This is a genomic window from Streptomyces sp. NPDC025784 (assembly GCF_055558435.1).
Window position 1 is genome coordinate 170,958 of the sequence record NZ_JBVHMN010000013.1, and the last position, 24,791, is coordinate 195,748.

The following is a 24,791-nucleotide window of genomic DNA, read 5'->3' on the forward strand; positions in this document are numbered from 1 at the left end:
CCAGGAGGAGGGGTACGCGATGAGCGCGCCGCCGTTGTCCGCCGCCCCGTTCACGCCCCCGGGGCCACCCGACCTGTCGGGCTCTGTCAGAGCCCGGCGCGGCGGAGCCGTTCCCGGTCTGCACCACAGACCCGCGGTGCCCGCCGATCCGGCGAAGGTCGAGGAGGTGGATCGCAGGCTGGAAGCCTGGGCCCGCGGACTCGAGCTGTTCCCGGACGCCTGGTTCGAGGACTTCGCGGGCTTCCAGTTCGGCCGGGCCGTGGTGCTCCAGCACCCGGGTGCGGTCGACCTGGAGCGCCTCACCACCGCCGGCAAGCTGCTGCTCGCCGAGAACGTCGTCGACGACTGCTACTGCGAGGACAAGGGCGGATCACCCCGGGGCCTCGGCGGCCGGCTGATCATGGCCCAGTCCGCCATCGACCCCTTCCACGGCACCCCCGACACGGAGGCGCAGTGGAGGGACGGGATGCAGGCCGACGGGCCGCTGCGCTCGTACCACTGGGCCCTCCAGGAGTACGCGGCCTTCGCCACGCCCAGTCAGACCGACCGTTTCCTGCACGACATCGCCCGGCTGCACCTCGGGTATCTCGCCGAGGCCGCCTGGGCGGAGACCCGGTACGTGCCGCGGGTGTGGGAGTACCTGGTGATGCGGCAGTTCAACAACTTCCGCCCCTGCCTCTCCATCGTCGACGCCGTGGACGGTTACGAACTGCCCGAGGCCGTCTACGCCCGGCCCGAGATCCAGCGGATCACGGCGCTCGCCTGCAACGCCACCACGATCGTCAACGACCTGTACTCCTTCACCAAGGAGCTGGCGAACGATCCCACGCACCTCAATCTCCCGCAGGTCGTCGCCGCCAACGACCGCCGCGGGCTGAAGGCCGCCTATCTGAGGTCCGTCGAGATCCACAACGAGATCATGACGGCCTTCGAGGAGGAGGCCGCCGCCCTGTCCGCCGGCTCACCCCTCGTCGAGCGCTACGCCGAGGGTCTCGCCTCCTGGGTGTCCGGCAACCACGAATGGCACGCGACCAACACCCACCGCTACCACCTGCCGAACTACTGGTGACCGCCCCCGACCCCTGCAATCCGTCACCCGCACCGTCCTTGACCTGTCGTCAGAAGCATCGCGAGGAGTCACTGTTGACCACCGCCCCCCACATCGCCCCGGCAGCCTCGGTCCCGGCCCAGTCCACGTACCAGTCCCGCGTCGCCGACTACTGGAACGCCGAGGAGAACCCGGTCAACCTCGAACTCGGCAAGATCGACGACCTGTACCACCACCACTACGGGATCGGCGCAGCCGACGACTCCGTGCTCGACGAACGGGACCCCGTTCGGCGCCACGAGCGGATCACCGCCGAACTGCACCGCCTGGAGCACGCCCAGGCCGAACTCCTCGCCGCCCATCTCGGCCCCCTCGCCCCCACCGACCGGGTCTTCGACGCCGGCTGCGGGCGTGGCGGCGGCAGCGTCGTGGCCCATCTGCGGTACGGGTGCCGGACGGACGGCGTCACGATCTCCGCCAAGCAGGCCGAGTTCGCCAACGCGCAGGCCCGCAAGCGCGGCATCGACGGCAAGGTCCGCTACCACCATGCCAACATGCTCGACACCGGCCTTGTGTCCGGGGAGTTCGCCGCGTCGTGGAACAACGAGTCGACCATGTACGTCGAGCTCGACCTGCTGTTCGCCGAACACGCCCGGCTGCTGCGACGCGGCGGCCGCTACGTCGTGATCACCGGCTGCTACAACGACACCTACGGGCAGGCCTCGCGCGAGGTCTCCCTCATCAACGCCCACTACATCTGCGACATCCACCCCCGGTCGGCGTACTTCCGGGCCCTGGCAGCCAACCGCCTGGTGCCCGTGCACGTCGAGGACCTCACCGAAGCCGCCCTCCCCTACTGGGAGTTGCGCAGCCAGGCCGACGAGCTCGTCACGGGCATCGAGGAGACGTTCATCAACGCGTACAGGAACGGCAGCTTCCAGTACCTGCTGATCGCCGCGGACCGGGTCTGACACCGACCGCGCCGCCCGGTCCCCCGACGCGGCCCCGGGGAGAGCCCGCGACGAGCTCTCCCCGGGGCCGCCGTGCCCCGCGGAAGGGCCCTCCGCGGGCCCTCCGCGGGACAGCCGCGCCAGGTGAAGGGGCGCACGCGCGGGTCCGCCGTGCCACGTGGCAGGGCGCGCCGTGCCCGGACCCGCGCGTGCGTTCACCGAGCCGACGCGCCAAGGTGGAGACCGGACGCAGGCCGACCCGGGGAGGTCCGATGGTCACGTGGGCAGTCGCCGGGGACGGCGGACGGCCGGAGGGCGGAACCTGCGCGCACCTGGCCGCGGAACTGCCCGATCTCCCCGTCTCCCCCGGTGCCGGCTGCGAGGACTGCCTCACCAAGGGCATGCGTTGGGTGCACCTTCGGCTGTGTCTGGCCTGCGGCCACATAGGCTGCTGCGACAGTTCCCGCGGGCAGCACGCCACAGCGCACCACGAGCGGACGGGACATCCCCTCGCCCGGTCCGTGGAACCGGGCGAGACCTGGGCCTGGTGCTACGAGGACGAGGTGTTCCTCCGCCCGGCACAGGGTTGACCGGATCTGCCCCTGAGCGGACCGGACGGCTCCACCGGCCACTACCCGAGCCCGTCGTCGGTGTCATGCGTCGGGGCTTCGCGCGCTCCCGGCCGTTCGATGTCGGCGCAGGCTGCGGCGTTCCTCCGCCGACATCCCGCCCCACACTCCGTCGTACTCGGCGTGGCGCAGTGCCCAGTCCGCGCAGGCCCGGACGACCGGGCAGCCGTGACAGACCGCGCGGGCCTGTTCGATCTGGCGCAGCGACAGCCCGTCGTCACCGATGGGGAAGAAGAGCTCCGGGTCCTCGGAACGGCAGGCCGCCGACTCGCGCCAGTTCACGGCGGGGATCCCGTACGTCCGGCCGCTCCCGGTCGCCGTCGCCCCGCGATGCGGCATCTCCTGGGCTTCTTGCATGGCTCGTCCCGTCCTCCGCCGCTCCTCGGGCTGCTCGCTCGGGGGCAGCCGGTCCCCGCGGCGCGCTCCGCGCCGCCCTACCCGGCAGAGGTACTGTCAATGTAGGCGTTTCCGGGGATTCGAGCCATGGTGGATGCCGCTGCCACAGGAGGTGCCCTCCGTCGCCCGATGCGGGGAGCGCTGCATCCGAAGGGCGCCGGGACGCCGAAGAGACGGCGGGCGACACGTCGCCCTCGCCCCGTGGCGGGACGGTGTGCCGTATCCCCCGGGTCTTTCGTTGTCGGCAGCGGAAGACCCGGGCGCCGCACCGGCACCACGAGACCGGGAGGCCCAGCACCGATGAGACGCACCGGCACGGAACCGCCCGGCCTGCGGGAGCGGCTGGGGAACAGCCTCTTCGCCCGCGTGGCGGGCCCGGAGGGACCCAGCAACCGCGCCCGGATCCACGGCACTCCCGGCCCGCGCTGGTTCGGCCCGGGCCGTCCGATCCGCAGGGTGCACGGGGACGCATCGATGTTCATCGGCGGACTCTCCGCCCTGCTGCTCCAGTCGCTTCATCCCCTCGCCATGGCCGCTGTCGACGCCCATTCCGGCTACCGCGGCGACCCCTGGGGAAGGCTCCAGCGCACGAGTACGTTCCTCGCCACCACCACGTACGGCACGGCCGACAGCGCCCAGGAGGCGTGCGACCGGGTCAGGGCGGTGCACGAGAGGGTCCGGGGTGTCACCGGCGAGGGAATGCGGTATCACGCCGCGGACCCGCATCTGCTCGGCTGGGTGCACGCGGCGGAGGCCTACAGCTTCCTGCGCGCTCACCAGCGGTACGGCGTACGGCCGTTGTCCTCGACGGGGTGCGACGCCTACGTCGCGGACATGGCGCGGGTGGCCACGGCACTGGGTGTCCCCGATCCGCCGTCGAGCCTGGCCGCGCTCCAGGCACGTCTGGCCGTCTACCGCGCGGAGACGCGCGCCACTCCGGAGGCGCGGGCAGCCGCGCGTTTCCTGCTGTTCGACCCGCCGGTACCTCTGGCGGTCCGCCTTCCGTACGGGGTGCTGGCCGCCAACGCCGTGTCGCTGCTGCCCTCCTGGGCCGCGGCCGAGCTGCGGCTGCCGAGGCTGCCGGTGGTGGACAGCCTGTGCGTACGGCCGCTGGGCTGCGCCGTGACCTCGGCGGTCAGGTGGGCGATGGCGCCGTCGCGGCCCCCGTCGGCGGTGCCGGCCGCCTGACGGCGGGCGTCCTGCGGCTGCGCCTTGCCTGTTGCGCTCAGCGGACGGGGCTGCCGCACCGGCCGGCGTTCGCGGACCGGCGGGTGCGCGAGGTGCCCGGTCAGCCTGCCGAGGCGGCGCCGGACGCGGCCAGCGCCGCGATCGCCGAGACCGCGGCCCGGTTCCATGCCCCGCGCGGCCGGAGCATGGCGTGGTCGCCACCCGCCATCACCACGGCATCGGCCCGGGCGCCCGCCGCGCGGGCCCTGCGCACGAACGAGACGGAGGCGTCGGGATCGGTGACCTTGTCCCGGTCGCCGTGGAGCACGACGACGTCCTTGCCGCGCAGGTGGGCCACCGGCTCGCCGTCGGGGCACCACGGGGCCAGGGCCAGGACACCCCGTACTTCTGCGGCCGCGGCCGCTCTCAGGGCCGCGCGCCCGCCCATGGAGTGGCCCACGAGGACGACGGCCACCTCCCCGGTGAGACGGGAGAGTTCCCTCAACGCTCTGCGTGCGTCCCGCAGGGGATCGGCGTCGGGTTCGTTCCATCCCCTGAGGCGGTAGCGCACCTCGCCGACGAAGACGTCGTCGGGTACCGCTGCCGCCGCTGCCCGGATGAAGGGCCTCATCCGGAGCGCGGCCAGGTGCCAGGGTCTGGAGGGGGCCCGGCTGTGGGCCGTGCCTCCGTGCAGGAAGAGGACCGCGGTACGCACCTCGGCGGGGGCGTGGTGCGTCACCAGCGCGGATGCGGGCCCGCCCGCCCCACCGGAGAGGGATGTCTTCTCCTGCGCCGTCATCGGTGCTCCCCGTCTGCCATGCGTTCACCCTCGCTCGGATCTTCAGTCTCTCACCGGTGATCCGTGGCCGGGCTCCCGACGGTTTGGTCGGCGGGGCTCGCTCCTGCCCTGAGACAGCTCAAGAGCGAGCAGGCCCAGTTGCTCGGACAAGGCCGAGCAGCCCATCGGAATCGATGGGCGAGCCTCCTGGGGCGCTGAAGGGGAGTCCCCCGCTTTGCGGGACAGCCTTTGGGCCGCCTTCCAGTGTTGTCCGAAATCAGCCGTCCCGAGGGGACCCGGGGCGATGCCGTGGGGGACGCATGGGATGCGGGAAGGCAATGCCGTACGGCATCCACGAACCGCAGGGAAGCGATGTCGTGCGGGATCGATGCGGTGCAGGGGCGTTGCGGTGCGAGCGCATTGCGGCGCGAGCGCATTGCGGCGCGAGCGCATTGCGGCGCGAGCGCGTTGCGGTGCGGGATCGACGGCGTGCAGAGTCGATCCTTCAGTCCGTCAGCGCGGCGGCCAGTTCCTTCGTGGCCTGGACGAGTTCTCCGTCCGACTCGGCGAGGAGACCCCCGATGTCACCGCGGTGGGCGCGGACGGCCTGGCGGGCCTCGCGTTCCCAACCGACGTAGTTCTCCCTGCGGTTGAGCAGCTTGGGATAGGCGACGGCGGTGCTCTCCCATTGCCTGGCGTCCGCGATGTTCTTCAGCAGCTGGAGGATCTGTACACGGCAGGCGACCTCGGAGTCCTGGGCGAGCTCCCACAGGAAGGGCACCGTCGCGGCGGTCGCCTGGTCCACGACGAAGCCGTACTGGCAGATGCGGTCGCGAAGACGCGCGAGCGCGGCGATGGCGGTGTCCGCGTCCTCCGAGGTGATCGCACCGAGCAATTCGGGGATCTCCGCGGCGGACCCGGTGGAGTCCTGCAGTTCGCGCCACGGGACGTGATTCAGGCTCTTCAGGGGTGTCTCCATGTCCGCTTCTCCAGAAGGGGGCTGCTGGTGCGCGCTCGACTGCCGTGCCGCCGGGGCGGGACTCATGCCGGGCCCCATGCCTCGGTGCCGTCGGATGGACAGGGAGTGCGCAGCATGGCCCAGACGATCTTGCCCGCGGGGAATCGTGTCCAGCCCCAGTGGTCGGACAGGGCGTCGACGATCCCGAGGCCTCTGCCGTGGTCGTCCTGGGCGGCGTCCGCGGGCAGGTGCACAGGGGGGCGGTCGTACGGATCGGTGACCGCGCAGACGAGGTGAGCGCGCCGGAGCGAGAGCTTGAGCCACACCTCCCTGCGCTCGACGGGGACCTTGGACGCCGCGTGCAGCAGCGCGTTGGTGGCCAGTTCGTCGACGACGAGCACGGCTTCGTCGCCACAGGCACCCACCTCCCATGCGGCCAGGGTCCGGCGGGTGAAGTCCCGTACCTGGGCGAGGCCCTGCTGTGCATCCATGACACGCATCCTCGCGGGCCCCGGGAAGCGGCTCGCCGGCCGGTGACCGGCGAGCCGCAACGGGGCCGCGGCGTCAGGATGCACTCCCCGCGATAGCGGTCGCGACCCGTCGTTCGGACCGTCCCCCGACGCGGTCCGAGCGGCGGAGCGTGGTGCTGAGCGCGCAGGTAACGACACGGCATTCTCCCTGATGGAACGTCAGGCTCGCACGGCTGCAGCGGCGTTGACTCCTCGGCTATTATCCACTCCGACAGCGCTCGGCGTGCAATTTCACGGGAAATTGCACGAGTGGCGACTCAAACAGGCCACGCTCGTTCGGTCTCGTCGGAGCGCGGCCGCGTCGAGCCCGTCATCGAACGTGAGCGAGGAGAGTCCGGTGCCATCAGTGCGAAACGGTGTGCCTGCCAGTTCACTGGCCGTCGACTGGGTCAAGAGCCGGCACAGCAACGCGGAGGGCAACTGTGTCGAGGTGGCTTCCCTCGCCGGAGGCGGGATCGCGCTGCGCAACTCACGCGACCCCGACGGGCCGGCACTCGTGTACACCCCGTCCGAGCTGGCCGCTTTTCTGGCCGGCGCGAAGGACGGGGAGTTCGATCACCTGGTGTGAAGTGGAGTCACGTGGCCCACTTCTCCGGAGGTGTGCCGCAGTGCGGCTCGGGATGCGATGATGAACCCCGTCGTCTGCCGGTCTACTGGGAGTCAGGATGTCCGCCGAGTCACCTCGCATCTCCCGCCTCGAACCCTATCTGAAGCGGACCGAGCCCGCCCCGACACTGCTGAAGATGCTGGTCGGCGTGCAGCTCGCGGGCATCCGCGAGGACTCGGGCCTCTCGCAGGACCAGGCCGCCCGTGAGATCGGGTTCAGTCCCGCGAAGCTGTCGCGCATCGAGTCCGGCAAAAGCCGTCGCCCGCCCACGGAGCGCGACGTCCAGGCCCTGCTGAACCTGTACAGGACCGGCGAGCACGAGACGTCGATCCTTCTGCAACTGCTCCGGCGCGCAGGTGAGCCCGGGTGGTGGCAGCGCTACGACAAGCGTCTGATGCCCGAGTGGTTCGACCGGTTGGTCGGACTCCAGGAGGCCGCGGCCGCCATCCGCACCTTCGAGATCCAGTACGTCCCCGGCCTGCTGCAGACCGCCGCCTACGCCAGGGCGGTTGTGGAGCGCGGGCTGCCGACGGCACCGTCCAGCGAGGTGGAGCGCCGGGTCGAGATGCGCATGCGCAGGCGTGAGCTCCTGCATCGCACGGACACCCCGCAGCTGTGGGCGGTCATCGACGAGTCGGTGCTGCTGCGTGTGCTCGGCAGCCGTGACGTCATGCGCGAGCAGCTGGAGTATCTGATGGACATGGCCGAACGACCCCATGTGACGCTGCAGATCGTGCCGTTGGACGTGACGAACGCCTCTGCGCCCGCGATCCCCATCACCTATCTGCGCTTCGGCGGTCTCGACCTGCCCGACATCGTCTACCTGGAGCACATCAGGAGCGCGAACTTCCTGGAGGACCGGGACGAGACCGAGGAGTACCGGCTGGCGCTGGACCGGCTCGGAGACGAGGCCCTCACCCCGCGCGAGTCGTTGGCACTTCTGAAGAAGACGGCGGCGGACCGCTACGCCGCATCCTGAACACGGTCACGGGTACGCCCGCCGCGGTGCGGGTGTACCCGAAGGCGTCGCTTCGGCGCACCGGGCGAGGGGCGGCCCGCCCGATGACGCCCAGTCCCTAGGGAAGCCGGCCGACTCCGCCGAACTCCACCCATTCCTGGGTGAGCTGACGGGGCGCCACCTCGTTGTCGGGTCGCCACGTGGACACCTCCACCAGCCCCGGCTCCAGGATCTCGAGGCCGTCGAACAGCGCCGCGACGTCCTTCTCCTGGCGGACCCTGCCCCAATGCCCCTGGGTGACCTGGGCCATGAAGTCGGTGACGAACTCCCTGACCTTGGGGTCCTCGCTGACCAGTTGGCACATCACCATGAAGCTGCCGGGCGCGAGGCGTTCGGCCACGCGGCGGACCACGGCGGGCGGGCCGTCGGTCTCGCTGTCGGGGATGCAGTGGAAGACCGAGTTGAACAGCACGGCCACCGGCTCCGAGAAGTCGATCAGGCGCTGGGTGTCGGCATGGGCGAAGATCTCGTCCGTGTTCCGCAGGTCCGCGTGGATGACCGCGGTGCAGTCGTTCTGGTCGAGCAGCGCCCGGCCGTGCACCAGCACCATCGGGTCGTTGTCCACGTAGACCACGCGCGATGCGGGATCGACGCGCTGTGCGACCTGGTGGACGTTCTCCTGGGTCGGCAGACCGGATCCGTGGTCGAGGAACTGCCTGATGCCGTGCTCGGCCGCCAGGGTCCTGACCACCCGCTGGAGGAAGCGCCGGTTGTTCAGCGCGAGTGCGCCCGTGCTGGGCACGACCTTGTCGAGCTCGGCGCAGGCCGCGCGGTCGGCCGCGTAGTTGTCCTTGCCGCCGAGATAGTGGTCGTACATGCGCGCGGCCGTCGGCACGGTGGCATCGATCTTCGTGGACAACTGCCTACCAGCCTGCATCGTTCCCCCTGCTCCAAGCAGCTTCAAGTGGCCCGGCTAGGCAGACCATCCTAGGGAAAGGGCAATTGATCGTGCCAGCCCTTCGCCCAGAGGTCCCCCTGACGGCACCTCGAACCTTCCCTGCTGACACATGTTCAATTCACGTGCGCATCAGGAGATTTGCGACCCGAATCCTTTCACGGCCCACACATCCGGGCGCGGGCGGCGGCGGACGGGGTCCGTGCACGGCTGATCGTCGGCACCCCTTCCCGAGCGGGGCGGTGTCTGCCAAAGTCCCGATCATGAAGGACATACGAAGACAACAGGTCGGCCTGCTTCCGGGAGTGGCGCTCGCCGCCGCGCTTCCCGGCATCACGCTCGACGAGACCGGCAAGAGCACGCTGCTCGGTTACGTCGTCGCGTACGTCGTCTTCGCAGGCGTCAGCACCGCGATCTGGGCCACCCCCAAGGACCCGCGCCAAGGCCCTCTGCTGCCCCTGCTGGCGATCATCGGCCTGCTCCAGGACACACTCGTGTGGTACCTGATCGCGTGGCTGTCCGACGTCCACGTGAACAGCGTGTGGTGGGCGCTGGCGGCAGCTTTCGTGGTGCGGGCGTGCTGCTGGGCGGCCGTCTGGTGGCTGCCTTCGGGGACGAACGATCCCGAGGGCGCCACGGAGTCGTGACGCCGCTCCCGGCTGCCCCGTCGGCCCACCGTCCGGAACACGCGTCGCTCGCCGTCGGAAGGACGCGTGGCCGCACCGTGCGCGGACCCGGACCGGCCACGCGGCGATGAGCTCCGGAGGCGTCCGGGCTGACCGGATCGTTCCGGCACGGGCCTGGATCGGGCCTGGGGTTCATGCGTCGCGGCAGCTCAGAATCGATGTCATGAACCGAGCGCTGATAGTCGTGGATGTCCAGGAGTCCTTCCGTGCCCGCCCGTTGTGGGACGAGATCTCCGATCCTGGGATCGCCGAGCCGGTCAACCGGCTGGTCGCCCTGGCCCGGGCCGCGGGTGACCGGATCTTCTGGGTGCTGCACACCGAGCCGGGAAGCGGCGACGTGTTCGACCCCCGGTCCGGGCACGTGCGCCTGCTGGAGGAACTGGACGGACCGCGGCCGGGCGAGGCGGTGCTGTACAAGACCTCGCACAACGCCTTCACGACGACCAACCTCCAGCAGCTGCTGACCGGGGCCGGGGTCGGCGAGCTGTGGGTCTGCGGGATCCGTACCGAGCAGTGCGTCGAGACGACGACGCGTGTGGGCAGCGACCTCGGGTACCGCATGGTCTTCGTCACCGACGCCACCGCCACGAATCCGATCGGCGACCTGAGTGCCGCCGCGATCATCGAACGCACCGAGGCGGTCCTCCGCGACCGCTTCGCGCGCATCGCCTCGGTGGCCGAGCTGGAGGCGGAGCTGGAAGTATCGCCGGTGTGAGCCGAGTCGTCTTCGTCCTTCTGCCCGGGGTCCATCTCCTGGACCTGGCCGGTCCGGCTCAGGTCTTCAGCACGGCGGCGGACTTCGGGCAGCCGTACACCCTCACCTACGTCGCCGAGCGGGAGCAGGTGGTCAGCGCGCAGGGGCTGCCGCTCGCCGCCGACACCCGGTGGCCCGAGCTGGGCCCCGACGACCTCGTCGTCGTGCCGGGGTGGCGGGCTCCCCGTCTGTGCCAGGGTCCGGAACCCGCCGCGGGGACGCTGGAGAGGCTGCGCGCCCATCACGGCGCGGGCGGCACCGTCGCCAGCGTGTGTGCCGGGGCGGAGGCGCTCGGCAGGGCCGGTCTGCTGAACGGCCGGCGTTGCACCACGCACCACGACGTGCAGGACGAACTGGCCTCCCGGTATCCCCGGGCGACCGTCGTGCGCGACGTGCTGTTCACCACGGACGACCGCGTGGTGACGTCCGCGGGCATCGCCAGCGGCATCGATCTCGCCCTGCATCTGCTGGCGGTCCGGCACGGTCCGGCGCTCGCGGCCCAGGTCGCACGGGACATCGTCGTCTACGCCCGGCGCAACGGCGACGAGCCCCAGGCGAGCGCCATGCTGCGGCACCGCTCGCACCTCGACGACACCGTGCACAGGGTCCAGGACCTGATCGAGCGGCGCTTCACCGAGCCGCTGCCGCTGGCGGCCCTGGCCGCGTACGCGGGAGTCAGCGAGCGCACCCTGACCCGTCTGTTCAGCCGGGCCACGAACGGGCTGACTCCGTTGCGTTATCAGCAGACCCTGCGGCTGGAGCGGGCCGAGCACCTGGCGGGGCACGGGGCGACGCTGGATGCCGCCGCCCGCGAGGTCGGCTTCGAGGACGCCCGGATGCTGCGGCGGCTGCGCTCCCGGGACCAGCGGGTCGGCGCGGACGCGTCAGAACGGACGCGGTGACGCCGCCGGGCGGCGCACACACTCGGAGGGGCCCTCGCGGTGACCGGGGCCCGGCGCGCGCCGCACACGGACGGGCACGGTCGCGGTGACACCGACGCCCGGCACGCACGCACGAAGACAGCCACGGCGACACCGGAGCCCGGGGCGCACGCGTCGGATCCCGCCTACGCCGGACGCTCCAGGCCCTGCTTGCTCGGGCAGCGCACCGCGAGGGCCGCGATGTCGTCGTCGAGCCGTCCCCCGCTGTAGTCGAGCAGGTCGTGGTGCAGGCGGTCGAGCAGTCCGCGGGGCGGTTGCAGGATCTGCCCCCGCATCCATTCCGGCAGCGGGAAGAACGCACCGGTCCGGTCCCGGGTCTCCGAGACGCCGTCGGTGTAGAGCAGCAGCTGGTCGCCCGCGCCCAGGGCGATCGTGTCGACGCAGTAGTGGTGGCCGATGAGTTCCGCGAGGTTGAGCGGGGGCGAGGCGATGGTGGGCTCCAGCACGCGGATCTTGCCGCCGTGCACGAGCAGTGGCGGCGGATGCCCGCAGTTGAGGAGCCGGACGCGCCCGCCGCCGTGGGGGATCTCGGCGACGAGGGCGGTGGCGAAGCGTTCGGGCCGGTCCTGGCCGGGAAACGAAGCGCTGTGACGGTTGATGCTGGCTTCCAGGCGGTGGATGACGCTCGTCAGGTCGGACTCGTCGTAGGCGGCTTCCCGGAAGCAGCTGATCACCGCCGAGGCCGCCCCGACCGCGGTCAGTCCCTTGCCCCGTACGTCGCCGATGAGCAGCCGTACCCCGTACGGCGTGCCGACCGCCTCGTAGAAGTCGCCGCCGATCCGGGACTGCTCCTGGGCGGCGAGGTACAGGGACTCGATCTCGACGTCCTCGATGCGGCGCGGCAGGGGGCGCAGCAGTACCTTCTGGGCCGCGTCGGCGACCAGGCGGACCTGGAGGAGGATCTCCTCGCGCTGGAGTCGCACATGGCTCGCGTACGCGGCGGCGAGGGTGACCGCGATGATGGCGGCCGAGGTGTACTGCGTGCCCAGGTCCTCGTAGAAGAAGCTGAGGACGATCATCACCACGAGGCAGAACCCGCCCAGCAGGATCGTGGGGACGACGGTCCACATGGCGGCGGCGAGAGCGGGGGCGGCGGGCAGGAGGCGGCTGAAGGCGATCTCCCTCGGTGTGGAGAACGCCAGGCCGGTGATGAGGACCGTCAGGATCACCGGTGACAGCTGGGCAGCTTGCCACCTGCTGCCGTAGGGGGATCGATGGCCCCTCAGCCGTCCGAACTTGACCACAGACCGCATCATATCGGTCAATAGCAGACGTCGATCTCCGACGGGCACGCACCCGAACACGGCGAGCGACCGCTCGCACCCCGGAGGAAACCTGCCCCCGAACCGCCGGCCGGGCAGGCGGGACAGGCCGTGCGGCACATGCCCCGAACAGGCCCGGAGGGCGGACACGGCAAGATCCATTCTCGAGCGGGCCATGGCCACTCGGGATCACCGGTGCTAAAAAGGTCACATGGCGGATCGTTTCGCCGGTTTTCGACGCCTTTCACTGAGGTCACTGGTCAGCAGGAGCCCGCGGAGCGTAGCCGGGCAGGTGTTCCTGCTCCAGGTGGCCGTGGTGGTGCTGCTCGTGGCCTTCAGCGTCTTCGCCCTCGTCCTGCAGTCCGGACGTGACACGAACGCCGAGGCCAAGCGTCGTTCCATCGCCGTCGCGGAGACCTTCGCCCACTCCCCCGGCGTGCAGGCGGCACTCGCCGCCCCGGACCCGAGCAAGGTCCTCCAGCCGCTCACCGAGGCGGCACGCAAGGTCGCCGGCGTCGACTTCATCGTGGTCATGGACACGGAGGGCATCCGCTACACGCACCCGCTGCCGAGCCGCATCGGGAAGAGGTTCGTGGGCACCATCGAGCCGTCACTCGCCGGGAAGGTCTACACGGAGAGCGTCAACGGCCCGCTCGGGCGCGAGGTGCAGGCCACCGTCCCGATCAAGGACGACGACGGCAAGGTGATCGGCCTCGTCTCGGCCGGGCTGAAGGTGAAGAACGTGACCCACCAGGTGGCCCGGCAGCTGCCGATCATCCTGGGCGCCGGAGCCGGCGCGCTCGTGCTGGCCACCGGCGGGACGGCCCTGGTGGGCAGGCGGCTGCGGCGGCAGACGCACAGCCTGGCGCCGGACGAGATGACCCGCATGTACGACCACCACGACACGGTGCTGCACTCCGTGCGCGAGGGCGTGCTCATCGTCGCGGACGACGGCCGGCTGCTGCTCGCCAACGACGAGGCCCGACGGCTGCTGGAGCTGCCCCCGGACGTCGAGGGACGGCCCGTCTCCGAGCTGCCGGGGCTCGATCCCGAGACCGTCGAACTGCTCGTCTCCGGGCGCGAGGCCACCGATGAGGTGCACTTCGCCGGGGACCGGCTGCTGGCCGTCAACCAGCGCCCCACGGATCCGGACGGGGGTCCCAAGGGGGCGGTGGTGACGCTCCGCGACTCCACCGAGCTCCAGGCGGTGACCGGCCGGGCGGAGACCGCACGGGAGCGGCTGAAGCTGCTGTACGACGCGGGCCTCTGCATCGGCACCACCCTGGACGTGAAGGACGCCGCCGAGCAGCTGGCACAGGTCGCCGTCCCCCGCTTCGCCGACTTCGTCACCGTGGATCTGGCCGACGCCGTGCTCCGCGGCGAGGAACCGGCCCCCACCGCGACGGGCATGCGCCGCTCGGCCCTGGAAGGCATCCGCAACGACCACCCGCTCTACGAGAAGGGCCGCCTGATCGACTTCGTGCCGTCCACGCCCCAGGCGCGCAGCTACGGAAGCGGCCACAGCGAGCTCGTGACGGACCTGGCGGCCGCCGGCGGGTGGCGGAAGCAGGACCCCGTGCGCGCCCAGAAGATCATCGATTACGGCATCCACACCCTCATCGCCGCTCCCATCCAGGCACGCGGCGTCGTCCTGGGCATGGTCAATTTCTGGCGCTGCGGAGACCACGAGCCGTTCGACGAGGAGGAGCTGTCACTGGCGGAGGAGCTGGTGGCGCGCGCCGCGGTGAGCATCGACAACGCCCGCCGCTACACCCGCGAGCATGCCATGGCGATCACCCTCCAGCGCAGTCTGCTGCCGCGGGCCCTGCCCGAGCAGAGCGCCCTCGACATCGCCTACCGCTACCTCCCCGCCCAGGCGAACGTGAGCGGAGACTGGTTCGACGTGATTCCGCTGCCGGGCAGCCGGGTGGCGCTGGCCGTCGGGGACGTGGTCGGCCACGGCCTGCACGCCGCCGCCACGATGGGGCGCCTGCGGACGGCCGTGCACAACTTCTCCACCCTCGACCTGCCGCCCGACGAGCTGCTGAGCCATCTGGACGACCTGGTCGGCCGCATCGACCAGGACGAGACCGGCACGGAGAGCCCCGAGAACATCGTGGGCGCCACCTGTCTGTACGCGATCTACGACCCCGTGACGCGCCGCTGCGTCATGGCGCGCGCGGGCCACCTGGCGCCGGCGCTCGTCCATCCGGACGGGACGGTCACCTTCCCGGACCTGCCGGGCGGTCCTCCCCTCGGTCTCGGCGGGATGCCGTTCCAGACCGAGGAGCTGGAGCTCGCCGACGGCACCCAGCTCGTGCTGTACACCGACGGTCTCATCGAGGACCGCAGGCGCGATCTGGACGTGGGCATGGAACTGCTGCGCGAGGCACTCGCGGGGCACCCCGAGCGGCCGCCCGAGGAGAGCTGCCGGGAGGTGCTGGAGGCCCTGCTGCCCAGGCGCCCGAAGGACGACGTCGCCCTGCTCATCGCCCGTACCCGGGGGCTGTCGCCCGACCGGATCGCCGACTGGGACGTGCCCGCCGATCCGGCCGCCGTCGCGGGGATGCGCGAGGCCGTGGCGGAGAAGATCGAGGAGTGGGGACTGACCGAGCTCGCCTTCAGCATGGAGCTCATCCTGAGCGAGCTCATCACCAATGCCATCCGGTACGCCTCCGAGCCGATCCATGTGCGGCTCATCCACGACAGGACGCTGACCTGCGAGGTGTCCGACGGCAGCAGCACCTCACCGCATCTGCGCTACGCGGCCACGACGGACGAGGGCGGCCGCGGCCTGTTCCTGGTGTCGCAGATCGCCGAACGCTGGGGCACCCGCTACACCCCGCACGGCAAGGTGATCTGGGCCGAGCAGGCGCTCCCGAAGGTCTTCCTCGACGACGCCGGGCCGGACACCGCCCTCCCGGAGGAAGGGGCGTCCGGCCCGGACGGCCCGGCGTGAGCCGGGCCCGGATCGTGCGACGACGGATCGCTAGGAACTCGGCCGCTGCGGCGTGCGCGTCACGGACTCGGCCGTGGCCGAGGACCGCGTGATCCCCTCGCTTTCGAGGATGTCGTCGCCGTACAGATCCTGGAGCCAGTTGATCTGGTAGATGGTGTCCAGGTAGCGCTCGCCGAGGTCCGGGGCGATGGCCACCGTGGTGAGGTCGCCTGTCCCGTGCCGGGCCAGCCAGTCCATCGCGCCGCTGACCACGGTCCCCGTGGAGCCGCCGAACAGGAACCCGCGTCTGGCCAGCCGGTGGCAGGTGCGGATGGTGTCCGCCTCCTCGACCCGGACCACCTCGTCCACGAAGGACTCGTCGAGCAGCGGCGGACGCATGCTCATGCCCAGGCCGGGGATCATCCGGCGTCCCGGCGGGCCGCCGAAGGCGACGGACCCCACGCTGTCCACCGCGACGATCCGCACCTCGCGGTTCCACTCGCGGAAGTAGCGCGCGCAGCCCATCAGGGTGCCGGTGGTGCCCGCTCCGATGAAGAGCACGTCGAGCTCGGGGAAGTGCTCGGCGATCTCCGGCGCGGTGGTGCGGAAGTGCGCCCGCCAGTTGCCCTCGTTGGTGTACTGGCTGAGCCACACGTAGCGGTCGTCGGACGCGCACAGTGCTCGGACGTAGTCGATCCGCTTGCCGAGGAAGCCGCCGTTGGCGTCGAGGTCGGCCACGACGTGCACCTCGCTGCCGAGCGCCTCCATGAGGAGCCTGGTCGACAGGTTGCACCGGGAGTCCGTCACGCACAGGAACCGGTAGCCCTTGCTCGCGGCGATCATGCTGAGCGCCACGCCTAGGTTCCCGGACGAGGACTCGATGAGGATCGAGTCCGGTTTCAGGACCCCCTCGCGCTCGGCACTCTCCACCATCTCGTTCGCGGCCTTCAGCTTGATGGAGCCGGCGAAGTTGAATCCCTCGCACTTCAGATAGAGACGACGCCCGAATATCGGTTCGAGATCGACGTAGAGCCTGCTCTCGTTGAAGGCGTAGGGAGCGGTTATGACGGGCACGATGGGCCTCCTGGTGCCTTGGCTGACGAATGGGTTCAGCCGTGTCGGCGCAGGTCGTGGAAGAAGTCGTCGATGATGCTGAGCTGACCCTCCCGGGCTACTTCGTCGTAGACGTACTTGCCGACGGCCAGGTCGAGGACGCCGAGCCCGAAGGGCGAGAAGATCACTGGCCGATCGGTCGGCGGTGCCTGCCGTCCGGCCATGACGTCGTCGAGGGTGCCGTCGAGGAAGTCACGGTTGCCGGTGAGCTGTTCCACGAGGTGGGGCGAGGTGTTCGCCTTGAGACAGTGCTCGACGTCGTCGACGAAGTTGGCCGAGCCGAGCAGGATCTCGGGGGCGAGGTCGCGCAGGGACACGTGCAGCACCAGTGGGTTGTGCGTGAACCACCCCGGGTCGGTGACATGCGGCTCACCGGCGACGGTGGCGAAGATCACCAGGTCGCTGGAGCGGATCAGCTCCTCGGCGCTGTCGTGGACGGTGACCTTCCCCGCGGCGCCGGTGGTTCGCAGGTAGCCGGCGAACCCGGCGGTGCTGTCCGCGGACAGGTCGTGCAGGCCGATCGTGTCGAACGTCCAGCCGGTGCCGGCCAGGAAGGTGTGGATGTAGCGGGCGATCAGCCCGGTGCCGAAGAACCCGACACGGGCCGGTCGGCCACGGGTGCGACTGAGCCAGTCGGCCGCCAGCGCGGCGGACGCCGCCGTCCTGGTCGCGCTGATGATGGAGCTCTCCATGCAGGCGAAGGGATAGCCCGTGTCGTGGTCGTTGAGGATCAGGACCGCCGACGCGCGGGGCAGCCCGGCCGACACGTTGCCCGGGAAGCTGGAGATCCACTTCAGGCCGTCGACGTTCACCGATCCGCCGATGGAGGCCGGCAGCGCGATGATGCGCGAGGCGGGCCGGTCGGGGAAACGCAGGAAGTACGACGGCGGGTTCACCGAGTCACCGGCGCCGTGCAGCCGGTAGGTGGCCTCGACGAGGTCCACGATCTGCTTCTCGCGGCCGTTCAGTGCCCGCTGCACCTGTGCGCCGGAGATGACGGCGAAGGTCGGCACCGAGGCCGGGTGGGACGCGGCCCGCTCTTCGGCGGGCGACAACAGATGGGTCATCGCCGGCTCGCCTCCGGTGTCGGGCCGCTGTCGGCGAGGCGTCGGGGCTCGGCCATGGCGACGAGCACCCGGCGCTCCCCGGTGTAGGCCTCTCGGCTGTGCGCGGTGCGGATGTTGTCCACGAGCATCAGGTCGCCGGCCTGCCACGGCTCACGGCGCGTGTGGGCCTCGTAGGTGCTGTTGAGTACCTGGACGACGTCCTCGCCGATCGGAGATCCGTCCCCGAAGCGGGTGTTGAACGGCAGTCCGTCCTCGCCGTAGACGTCGACCAGGTACTCGCGGACCTCAGGGGCCAGGGTCCATTCGTTGAGGAAGGCGATCTGGTTGAACCAGCAGCGCCGGCCGGTGACCGGGTGCCGCACCACTGCGCTGCGCCGCTGCCGGGTGTGCAGGGACCCGTCCGGCTGCCAGGTGAACTCGATGTCGTTGGCGTGGCAGTAGTGCTCGATCGCGACCGGGTCGTCGGTTCCGAAGGACTCCTCCAGGGACGCGCCGATCTCGTCGTTGTAGCTGCGGGTCAGCAGCCATCCCTCCCGCTCGAAGCGTTCGCTCAGCGCGGTGGGCAGTGCCTGGAGCATCTGCTCCGCGTCGGCCACCGCCGTCGCTCCGCCGCTTTCCGGGGCGGTCAGGCACGCGAACAGCATCAGGCCCGGTACCTCGAGCGTGTAGCTCAGTTCGTGGTGCATGCACATGGGCTGGTTGGGCGGCCAGGTCGAGGACGAGTACACCCCGGGGCGGTACGTCTCGCGGGGAGCGAAGGCCTCGCGCTCGGTCATCAGGCCGCTGGTCAGTCCCTGGAAGACGGCCGCGGTCTGCTCGGGCTCCCGCAGTGCCAGACCGCGGACGATCAGAGCGCCGTGCTCGGTGACCTGCGCGTGCAGGGCGTCGCGGTACTGGGTCGCCCAACTCGGCGCGTCACCGGGCGTCTCGACGTGCAGCACCGGAGGCCTGTCCGGCCGCAGGTCCAGGTCGAGCGGTGGTGCCATTGGTGAGGACGACATCTCGGGTTCCTTTCGGTCGGTCCTCCGGCGGCTCGGGGAATCTCCGGGCCGGGTTTCAGGGGGAGGCCAGTGGTTCGGCTGCGCCGAGGACGGCCTGGGCCGCCTCAGCAGGACGGATGCGCAGGAAGTAGTGGCCGCCGTCGGCGAGTTCGTGCAGTTCGACGTGTTCGGCCAGGTTCTGCCAGTCGCGGTAGCGGTCGTGGTATCCGGCGGTGACCGGATCGTCGGCGGCCACGACCACCGTGACCGGCGCGGACAGTTTCGCGGTCGGCGCGGTTTCCAGCGCCTCGGCGAAGTAGCGGTGTGCGCACGTGTAGTCGTGCCGGTAGGCGGCGCCGATCTGCGCGCTGTGCTGCGCGTTCAGTTCGCCGAGTTCGGTGTATCCGCCGTCCGCCGTCAGGCCCGCGGCGATCTCGGTGTCGCTGCGGCCGGTCAGTTCGGTGAGCGCGGCCCGCCGTTCGGCGGCGGAGCCGAGCAGCTGTGCGCCGAGGAACACCCGTGGGACGTCGATGCCGCGCTCCTGGAGCCTGCGGGCGGTCTCCACCGCCGGCGCCGCACCCGAGGAGTGGCCCCACAGCATGACGCGGGTCAGACCACGCCGGGTGATCTCGGCGACGACCTGCTCCGCCACCTGGTCGATCGGGGCGAACGGCTCGTTCCGGGCGGCCAGGTCGTGTCCGGGGAGGTCCACGGCGTACACCGCGAGCCGGCCCGATGCGTCCGGACCGCCCATCCCGTCGATGCCGCTGCCTGCCAACGCGCTCGCCAGCGGCTGGTAGTTGACCGCGTTGCCGCCCGCGTACGGGAAGCACACCAGGGCGTACTCGGGCACGCCGGCCGGTGTCGACAGCGGCTGGAGCAGCTCCGGGTGCCGGCGGGCGGCGCCGTCGAGGAGTGCGGCCAGGTCGGCGAGCACCGGGTGCCGGGTGATGTCCTTGAGGGACACCGCGCGGTCCAGGGCGATGGTGAGCTTCACCGCCGACAGTGAGGTGCCGCCGGAGTCGAAGAAGTGGTCCTGCCGGCCGATCCGGTATTCCGGAACGCCCAGCAACTCGGCCCAGGCGCCCGCGAGTTTCCGCTCGGACGGAGTGAGCGGGGCGTCCTCGTGCTCTCCCGCGCCGTCGCTCTGCGCGGCCGGCGTCTGCTCGGCGAGCGCGGTCAGCGCCTTCCTGTCGATCTTGCCGTTGGCGGTCAGCGGCAGGCTCTGCTGCCAGTGGACGGCCGAGGGGACCATGTAGGCGGGCAGTTGGGCGGCGAGCGCCTCGCGCAGCTCGTCTGTCGGCAGCTCCCGGCCCGAGTAGAAAGCGACGAGGTGTTTGCTGTCGTCGGCCCGCTGGGCGATGACGACCGCGCCGTCCCGCACTCCGGCCACCCGCAGCAGGGTGTTCTCGATCTCGCCGATCTCGATGCGGAAGCCGCGGATCTTGACCTGGTTGTCCCGGCGGCCGAGGAACTCCAGCTTGCCTCCGGGGTGCCAGCGCCCCCAGTCACCGCCCAGGTAGAGCCGTTCGCCGGGCCGGTGCGGGTTCTCGCGGTAGGCCTCGCGGGTCCGCTCGGGGTCGTTGACGTATCCCCGGCCCACGCAGACACCGGAGAACGCGATGAGTCCGGGTGCTCCCAGGGGGACCAGGGCCAGTTGCTCGTCGACGACGTGGACGTGCACGTTGTTGACCGCGCGCCCCAGCAGGACCCGCTCGGGCACCCCGGTCATCACCTCGTGGTTGGTGTCGTCCGAGGTCTCGGTCAGTCCGTAGGCGTTGACCAGTTTGATGCCGGGCTGGATCGCGAACCAGCGCTGGACCAGCTCCCGCTTCAGCGCCTCACCGGTCACCGACACACAGCGCAGGTCGGGCAGTTCGCACGGATGCCGTTCCAGGTACGACGCCACCACTTCCAGGTAGGAGGGCACGACCTGCACCACTCCGGCCCGGTCGCGGACGAGCGTGTCGAGGAACTGCTCCACGTCGACGATCGCCTCCTGTGCGACCAGCAGTGTCCGACCGCCCACCAGCAGGGCGGACAGCACTTGCCACAAGGAGATGTCGAAGCACTGCGGGGCCGTCTGCGCCACCACACGCCCCTGCACGATCCCCAAGTCGTCGATCTTCGCGAAGAGATGGTTGAGCATGCCCGCGTGCTCGCACATGGCGCCCTTCGGCTCGCCGGTGGAGCCGGAGGTGAAGTAGATGTACGCCAGCTGGTCGGCGGCCACGCTCACACCGACGTCGCCGTCCGCGTGCTGCTGCGCGTACGCGTCCTCGATCAGCAGCTTCTCCACCCCGGGCAGTGCGGTGAGCGCCTGGTCGAGGGTGTCGGTGCTGCCGGCCTCTGTGAGCACGAGCCGGCAGGCGGCTCGCGACAGCGTCGCCTGGATGCGTCCGGCCGGGAAGTGCGGCTCGATCGGCAGGTACACGCCGCCCGCCTTGAAGACCGCGAGGATCGCGGCGGCCCAGTCGGGATTGCGTTCGGTCACCACGGCGACGACGTCCTCGCGCCCGAGTCCGCGCTCCAGCAGGGCGCGCGCCAGCCGGTTCGCGCGAGCGTTGAGCTCGCCGTACGTCCACTCCCGGTCACCGTGCACGACGGCCACCGTCTCCGGGTGCTCCCGTACCCGCTGCTCGAACAGTTCGTGCGCCCGTGCGTCGGGCAACTCCCTGCGGGGTCCGGCCAGTCCTTCGAGCTGCTCGCGCACCTCGTCGGCGGACAGCAGACTCTGCCGCGTGTGCTCGGCGTCGGGGTCCGCCGCCACCGACCGCAGTACGGTCAGGTGGTAGCCACCGATCCGGGCCGCGCACTCGCCGTCGATGACCTGGGTGCGGTACCGCAGCCGCATCAGCAGCCGTTCGCCGCGATCGCACCATCTGACGCCGAGCGCCGTGTCGTCGTCGAGACCGCTCGCGGAGGCCGCCGCGTCGAAGGCGACCTCGTACGACGGCCCGGCCACACCCAGCTCCCGCCGCAGCTCGGCCATCGGGAAGTCCTGGTGTGCCAGCAGCTGTTCCTCGACGCGCTGGACACCGGTCAGCAGCGCGCGCCAGGACCCGGGGCCGACGGTCAGCCGGCACGGCAGCGGTCCGCTCCGCGAACCCGTGACATAGCCCGTCACCACCTCGGGTTCGCCGGAGATCGCGGCCAGCACCTTGGCGTGCGCCGCGAGCAGCACCGTGCTCAGCGGCACGCCGGACTCCCGCACCAGCTCACGCAGGGCCCGCAGTACGTCGTCCGGCACGGCCACCTCGTACTCGGCGACTCCCTGCACGGGCTCGCGAGCCCACCGTGGCACCGCGGTGAACCCACCGGCGGTCAGGACACGGCTCCAGAACTCCCGGTCCGACTCCACGCGCGTCTCCATCATGAACCCACCTTCGCCGCAGTGCCGTTGACCGAGGGCGTCGTCGCTGTCAGCGTCTCGACGCCGAAGGGCCGTTGTTCGAACGCATCCGGCATGTCCGCGGCGGGATTTCCGCCCCACCGCGCCCTCGCCGGGACTTCTTCGCCCTTCATGAGGAAGGAGTCGGCTGCCAGTACGGCGCCGTCACCCATCGTCACGCCGTAGTGCACGTGCGCGCCCACGCCGAGCGTGCAGCCGGCACCGAGGGTGGAGACGTCGGACTTGAACGTGCCGTCCTCCTGGGAGTGGCACTGGATCTTGCTGCCGAAGTTCAGGGTGCACTCGTCGCCGATGGTGGCGAGGGTCCGCTCGGTCAGGTAGCAACCGTCGTCGAACACCCTCTTGCCGATACGAACCCCCATGAGCCGCCAGATCACGTTCTTGAAAGGGGTTCCGTTGAAGATGTTCAGGTGCTGGTCCGGCACCTTCCAGATGCGCTCGTGCCGCCAGAAGACCGGGTCGTAGATGGAGCACAACTGCGGTGTCAGCCGCCGGAACCGGCCGGCCAGACGCTCCACCAGGATGTAGTAGCCGGCGGTGAACGCGAGCGTGAGCGCCAGATAGGCGGCGATCACCACGTGCCCGAACACACCGTAGAAGTCGACGGAGGCGAGGGCGAACAGCGTGAGCACGAAGGTGAACACCCAGCGCGCGAACAGCATGACCGCCATCGAGCGGAGGTTGTAGCGGTTCTTCGCGGACAGGCGGCGGCGCAGTTCGTCTCCCGTGCTGATGTGGTCGAACCGCGCGTCGCGTTCCACCGACCGGGGAATCTCGAAGGCGGGCGAACCGAGCAGCCCCACGCCCTCGCGGATCTCGCCGTCGAGAGGGATCAGGACCTTCGTCGCGAGCAGGCAGTTCTTGCCCGTTCTGCCGCCCGCGGGATAGGCGATGTTGTTCCCGAGGAAGTTGTGCGATCCGATCGAGGCCCGGGACACCCGGAAGGACGTGCTGGAGTAGTCCGTGTTCACGATCGACAGTCCGTCGGCCACCATCGTCCCCGTACCGACGGTCACCAGATACGGGTTGTCCTGCTGCAGCTCGGTGCCGAAGTTGGACCCGGTCTGCTGGACGCGGGACAGGTCGTATCCGAGACCGCGCAGGTAGTGCACGACGTACGAACTGTCACCGAAGAGCCAGGCGAAGAACTTGACGTTCGTCATGCGGGCGATCGCCCGGTGCGCCGCGTACTGGAACCCGTAGAGCGGGTAGACCTTGTCGGGCTGGACGGCCAGATTCAGCACACGGGGGACGGTGTACAGCCAGACCAGACCCAGGACCACGAAGCCGAAGAACACCACGAGGGAGAGATACAGGGCATCGGTGATCAGCACCGACGTCGCGAGTCCGTTCGTGTCCGGCCCCAGCCGCCGGCCGAGTGCCGGAACCTCGATGAACAGTATGTACATCCCGCCGACGCCCAGCGGTACGTACAGGAAGAACATCTGGAGCACGGTGACCAGGCCGAACCAGGTCCGTCGCAGGGCACCGCACCTCGCCGGGGCGACCCTGACGTGCTCGATGTCGGTGGGCTGCGCCGGCGATCCGTGGCGGTGCTCGCCGTCAGGAATCGCCTGACCACGGAGCAGTGCGGAGGAGTGACCGAGCTGGGCTCCGTCGCCCATCGAGGTGTCGATGTCCAGGACCGTCTTCTCGCCGATGAACACATCGCGTCCGAGCGTGACCCGGCCGGTCTGGATACGCCCCGCCTGAGCGCGATAGCACAGGAAGGACGAATCCTTGCGGATCACGGTGCCCGAGCCGATCGTGAGCAGGTCGGCACAGACCGGTACGGAGTGGGAGAGGATCGTGACCCCGCTGCCGATCCGCGCGCCGAGCGCGCGGAGGTACAGCACGAACAGCGGGTTTCCGGCGAGGAGGACGATGGGATTGCTGTGGAGCAGCGCCTTCACGATCCAGAAGCGCATGTAGGCCATTCCCCAGACGGGGAATTCACATGGTTTCGAGCGGCCGATGAGGATCCATTTGGCGGCTATCGGGAGAAGGAACACGGCCAGAAGACCACAGCTCCCGAAGACGGCCGACCTCAGGTAGATGCCGACTGCACCTGAACCGGCGGCAACCCACGCGTAACCCCGCGCGGTTATGAGTCCGAACGCAACGGAGTACGTCAGGAATATCAACAACTGGAACGTGCCGCAGAGGAAATAGTTCAGCTTGTTCGTCGGATTCGGCATCGGCTCGAGCACCGGCGTGGTGCGCACCGCCTGCGATGTCTGAGCGTGCATGCCGACAGTCACGGGAGCCGCGACTGTCAGGGCCGCTGCCAGACTCCTGATCGTGGGATTCCGATAGATGTCCTTCATGGACGCGGACGGCAGGCCGGGTATCTTCCTGATTCGCGCACAGAATTGGGCCATCACCAGCGAATTGGCGCCGAGATCGTCAAAGAAGTGCGCGTCGACCGGAACGCCTTCAGCGCAGGTGACCTGGGCCAGCACTTCCGCGAATTTACTCTCGGTGTCCATCTCCAACGTGTCGGCGCTGCTGTGTTCGCCGACTACGACCCGGTCCGGCCCGGCTATATGGACCTCGGAGGACTTCTCCACCATTTGACCTCCTGGAGGACGTCTCTCTCGCCGATGTCACATCGGCACGAAATGGTTGCCTGTTGTCCTCGTGCCACTGTCCTCGTGCCACG

The 24,791-nt window shown here is 70.2% G+C and carries 21 protein-coding genes; 10 read left to right on the forward strand and 11 right to left on the reverse strand.

The window, feature by feature from the left end; genetic code table 11:
- Nucleotides 1–19: 19 nt before the first annotated feature.
- From ACZ4IF_RS27840 to ACZ4IF_RS27850, 3 genes are all read left to right on the forward strand, one after another.
- A complete protein-coding gene (locus tag ACZ4IF_RS27840; protein WP_467567580.1) occupies nt 20–1,069 on the forward strand; it encodes a family 2 encapsulin nanocompartment cargo protein terpene cyclase in 1,050 nt (349 codons plus the stop codon).
- Between the two features lie 74 nt (nt 1,070–1,143).
- On the forward strand, nt 1,144–2,019 hold the full coding sequence (locus ACZ4IF_RS27845; protein WP_467567582.1) for a geranyl diphosphate 2-C-methyltransferase: 876 nt from the start codon (nt 1,144–1,146) through the stop codon (nt 2,017–2,019).
- A 251-nt stretch (nt 2,020–2,270) separates the two neighbouring features.
- On the forward strand, nt 2,271–2,588 hold the full coding sequence (locus ACZ4IF_RS27850) for a UBP-type zinc finger domain-containing protein (RefSeq protein ID WP_467567584.1): 318 nt from the start codon (nt 2,271–2,273) through the stop codon (nt 2,586–2,588).
- Between the two features lie 63 nt (nt 2,589–2,651).
- On the opposite strand, the gene ACZ4IF_RS27855 is transcribed toward ACZ4IF_RS27850, so the two are convergent.
- Nucleotides 2,652–2,909, reverse strand: a complete 258-nt coding sequence (locus tag ACZ4IF_RS27855; RefSeq protein WP_467567777.1) for a WhiB family transcriptional regulator — start codon at nt 2,907–2,909, stop codon at nt 2,652–2,654.
- 414 nt (nt 2,910–3,323) lie between these two features.
- Here ACZ4IF_RS27855 and ACZ4IF_RS27860 point away from each other — a divergent pair, with 414 nt between their 5' ends.
- Entirely contained in the window at nt 3,324–4,211 is an 888-nt protein-coding gene (locus ACZ4IF_RS27860; RefSeq protein ID WP_467567586.1) for an oxygenase MpaB family protein, read from the forward strand.
- A 100-nt stretch (nt 4,212–4,311) separates the two neighbouring features.
- On the opposite strand, the gene ACZ4IF_RS27865 is transcribed toward ACZ4IF_RS27860, so the two are convergent.
- The 3 genes from ACZ4IF_RS27865 to ACZ4IF_RS27875 all read right to left on the reverse strand — a co-directional run bounded on the left by ACZ4IF_RS27865 (nt 4,312) and on the right by ACZ4IF_RS27875 (nt 6,417).
- Nucleotides 4,312–4,989: an alpha/beta fold hydrolase gene (locus ACZ4IF_RS27865; RefSeq protein WP_467567588.1), complete on the reverse strand. Its 678-nt coding sequence runs from the start codon at nt 4,987–4,989 to the stop codon at nt 4,312–4,314.
- Between the two features lie 484 nt (nt 4,990–5,473).
- On the reverse strand, nt 5,474–5,947 hold the full coding sequence (locus ACZ4IF_RS27870; protein ID WP_467567590.1) for a hypothetical protein: 474 nt from the start codon (nt 5,945–5,947) through the stop codon (nt 5,474–5,476).
- Nucleotides 5,948–6,009: 62 nt separating this feature from the next.
- The gene (locus ACZ4IF_RS27875) at nt 6,010–6,417 is read right to left on the reverse strand and encodes an ATP-binding protein (RefSeq protein ID WP_467567592.1); all 408 of its coding nucleotides are present in this window, start codon (nt 6,415–6,417) and stop codon (nt 6,010–6,012) included.
- A gap of 376 nt (nt 6,418–6,793) precedes the next feature.
- Here ACZ4IF_RS27875 and ACZ4IF_RS27880 point away from each other — a divergent pair, with 376 nt between their 5' ends.
- Entirely contained in the window at nt 6,794–7,024 is a 231-nt protein-coding gene (locus ACZ4IF_RS27880; protein ID WP_063611268.1) for a DUF397 domain-containing protein, read from the forward strand.
- 97 nt (nt 7,025–7,121) lie between these two features.
- Entirely contained in the window at nt 7,122–8,042 is a 921-nt protein-coding gene (locus ACZ4IF_RS27885; protein WP_467567595.1) for a helix-turn-helix domain-containing protein, read from the forward strand.
- Between the two features lie 97 nt (nt 8,043–8,139).
- Here the strand turns inward: ACZ4IF_RS27885 and ACZ4IF_RS27890 are convergent, their stop codons facing one another.
- A complete protein-coding gene (locus ACZ4IF_RS27890; RefSeq protein WP_028799769.1) occupies nt 8,140–8,958 on the reverse strand; it encodes an SAM-dependent methyltransferase in 819 nt (272 codons plus the stop codon).
- A 281-nt stretch (nt 8,959–9,239) separates the two neighbouring features.
- Between ACZ4IF_RS27890 and ACZ4IF_RS27895 the strand changes: the two genes are divergently transcribed.
- The 3 genes from ACZ4IF_RS27895 to ACZ4IF_RS27905 all read left to right on the forward strand — a co-directional run bounded on the left by ACZ4IF_RS27895 (nt 9,240) and on the right by ACZ4IF_RS27905 (nt 11,318).
- On the forward strand, nt 9,240–9,623 hold the full coding sequence (locus ACZ4IF_RS27895; protein WP_467567597.1) for a hypothetical protein: 384 nt from the start codon (nt 9,240–9,242) through the stop codon (nt 9,621–9,623).
- A gap of 202 nt (nt 9,624–9,825) precedes the next feature.
- A complete protein-coding gene (locus tag ACZ4IF_RS27900; RefSeq protein WP_467567599.1) occupies nt 9,826–10,377 on the forward strand; it encodes a cysteine hydrolase family protein in 552 nt (183 codons plus the stop codon).
- On the forward strand, nt 10,374–11,318 hold the full coding sequence (locus ACZ4IF_RS27905) for a GlxA family transcriptional regulator (RefSeq protein ID WP_467567601.1): 945 nt from the start codon (nt 10,374–10,376) through the stop codon (nt 11,316–11,318). The genes ACZ4IF_RS27900 and ACZ4IF_RS27905 overlap by 4 nt, the downstream gene beginning before the upstream one ends.
- Before the next feature lie 164 nt (nt 11,319–11,482).
- Here the strand turns inward: ACZ4IF_RS27905 and ACZ4IF_RS27910 are convergent, their stop codons facing one another.
- Nucleotides 11,483–12,610 carry a PP2C family protein-serine/threonine phosphatase gene (locus ACZ4IF_RS27910; RefSeq protein WP_467567603.1) on the reverse strand — a complete coding sequence of 376 codons (1,128 nt, stop codon included), beginning with the start codon at nt 12,608–12,610 and terminating at the stop codon, nt 11,483–11,485.
- A gap of 220 nt (nt 12,611–12,830) precedes the next feature.
- Between ACZ4IF_RS27910 and ACZ4IF_RS27915 the strand changes: the two genes are divergently transcribed.
- The gene (locus ACZ4IF_RS27915) at nt 12,831–15,578 is read left to right on the forward strand and encodes a SpoIIE family protein phosphatase (RefSeq protein WP_467567605.1); all 2,748 of its coding nucleotides are present in this window, start codon (nt 12,831–12,833) and stop codon (nt 15,576–15,578) included.
- Between the two features lie 30 nt (nt 15,579–15,608).
- On the opposite strand, the gene sbnA is transcribed toward ACZ4IF_RS27915, so the two are convergent.
- From sbnA to ACZ4IF_RS27940, 5 genes are read right to left on the reverse strand one after another with little or no spacing between them, the layout of a single operon-like run.
- Nucleotides 15,609–16,631, reverse strand: a complete 1,023-nt coding sequence (sbnA, locus tag ACZ4IF_RS27920) for a 2,3-diaminopropionate biosynthesis protein SbnA (RefSeq protein ID WP_467567607.1) — start codon at nt 16,629–16,631, stop codon at nt 15,609–15,611.
- A gap of 35 nt (nt 16,632–16,666) precedes the next feature.
- Nucleotides 16,667–17,737: a 2,3-diaminopropionate biosynthesis protein SbnB gene (gene sbnB / locus ACZ4IF_RS27925; RefSeq protein WP_467567609.1), complete on the reverse strand. Its 1,071-nt coding sequence runs from the start codon at nt 17,735–17,737 to the stop codon at nt 16,667–16,669.
- Nucleotides 17,734–18,738 (reverse strand): TauD/TfdA family dioxygenase, encoded by a 1,005-nt coding sequence (locus tag ACZ4IF_RS27930; RefSeq protein ID WP_467567611.1) that lies wholly within the window; start codon nt 18,736–18,738, stop codon nt 17,734–17,736. The genes sbnB and ACZ4IF_RS27930 overlap by 4 nt, the downstream gene beginning before the upstream one ends.
- A 55-nt stretch (nt 18,739–18,793) precedes the next feature.
- Nucleotides 18,794–22,090, reverse strand: a complete 3,297-nt coding sequence (locus ACZ4IF_RS27935; protein ID WP_467567779.1) for a non-ribosomal peptide synthetase — start codon at nt 22,088–22,090, stop codon at nt 18,794–18,796.
- Nucleotides 22,090–24,702, reverse strand: a complete 2,613-nt coding sequence (locus ACZ4IF_RS27940) for a Pls/PosA family non-ribosomal peptide synthetase (RefSeq protein WP_467567613.1) — start codon at nt 24,700–24,702, stop codon at nt 22,090–22,092. Before ACZ4IF_RS27940 ends, ACZ4IF_RS27935 begins: the two co-directional genes overlap by 1 nt.
- Between the last annotated feature and the right edge of the window lie 89 nt (nt 24,703–24,791).

Excerpts from the sequence above, each read along its gene's own strand:
- ACZ4IF_RS27915 (WP_467567605.1), top strand. The coding sequence starts at position 12,831 with ATGGCGGATCGTTTCGCCGGTTTTCGACGCCTTTCACTGAGGTCACTG.
- ACZ4IF_RS27860 (WP_467567586.1), top strand. The coding sequence starts at position 3,324 with ATGAGACGCACCGGCACGGAACCGCCCGGCCTGCGGGAGCGGCTGGGG.
- ACZ4IF_RS27865 (WP_467567588.1), bottom strand. The coding sequence starts at position 4,989 with ATGACGGCGCAGGAGAAGACATCCCTCTCCGGTGGGGCGGGCGGGCCC.
- ACZ4IF_RS27900 (WP_467567599.1), top strand. The coding sequence starts at position 9,826 with ATGAACCGAGCGCTGATAGTCGTGGATGTCCAGGAGTCCTTCCGTGCC.
- sbnB (WP_467567609.1), bottom strand. The coding sequence starts at position 17,737 with ATGACCCATCTGTTGTCGCCCGCCGAAGAGCGGGCCGCGTCCCACCCG.
- ACZ4IF_RS27895 (WP_467567597.1), top strand. The coding sequence starts at position 9,240 with ATGAAGGACATACGAAGACAACAGGTCGGCCTGCTTCCGGGAGTGGCG.
- ACZ4IF_RS27840 (WP_467567580.1), top strand. The coding sequence starts at position 20 with ATGAGCGCGCCGCCGTTGTCCGCCGCCCCGTTCACGCCCCCGGGGCCA.
- ACZ4IF_RS27940 (WP_467567613.1), bottom strand. The coding sequence starts at position 24,702 with ATGGTGGAGAAGTCCTCCGAGGTCCATATAGCCGGGCCGGACCGGGTC.
- ACZ4IF_RS27890 (WP_028799769.1), bottom strand. The coding sequence starts at position 8,958 with ATGCAGGCTGGTAGGCAGTTGTCCACGAAGATCGATGCCACCGTGCCG.
- ACZ4IF_RS27910 (WP_467567603.1), bottom strand. The coding sequence starts at position 12,610 with ATGCGGTCTGTGGTCAAGTTCGGACGGCTGAGGGGCCATCGATCCCCC.
- ACZ4IF_RS27935 (WP_467567779.1), bottom strand. The coding sequence starts at position 22,090 with ATGGAGACGCGCGTGGAGTCGGACCGGGAGTTCTGGAGCCGTGTCCTG.
- ACZ4IF_RS27850 (WP_467567584.1), top strand. The coding sequence starts at position 2,271 with ATGGTCACGTGGGCAGTCGCCGGGGACGGCGGACGGCCGGAGGGCGGA.
- ACZ4IF_RS27885 (WP_467567595.1), top strand. The coding sequence starts at position 7,122 with ATGTCCGCCGAGTCACCTCGCATCTCCCGCCTCGAACCCTATCTGAAG.
- ACZ4IF_RS27870 (WP_467567590.1), bottom strand. The coding sequence starts at position 5,947 with ATGGAGACACCCCTGAAGAGCCTGAATCACGTCCCGTGGCGCGAACTG.
- ACZ4IF_RS27930 (WP_467567611.1), bottom strand. The coding sequence starts at position 18,738 with ATGTCGTCCTCACCAATGGCACCACCGCTCGACCTGGACCTGCGGCCG.
- ACZ4IF_RS27875 (WP_467567592.1), bottom strand. The coding sequence starts at position 6,417 with ATGGATGCACAGCAGGGCCTCGCCCAGGTACGGGACTTCACCCGCCGG.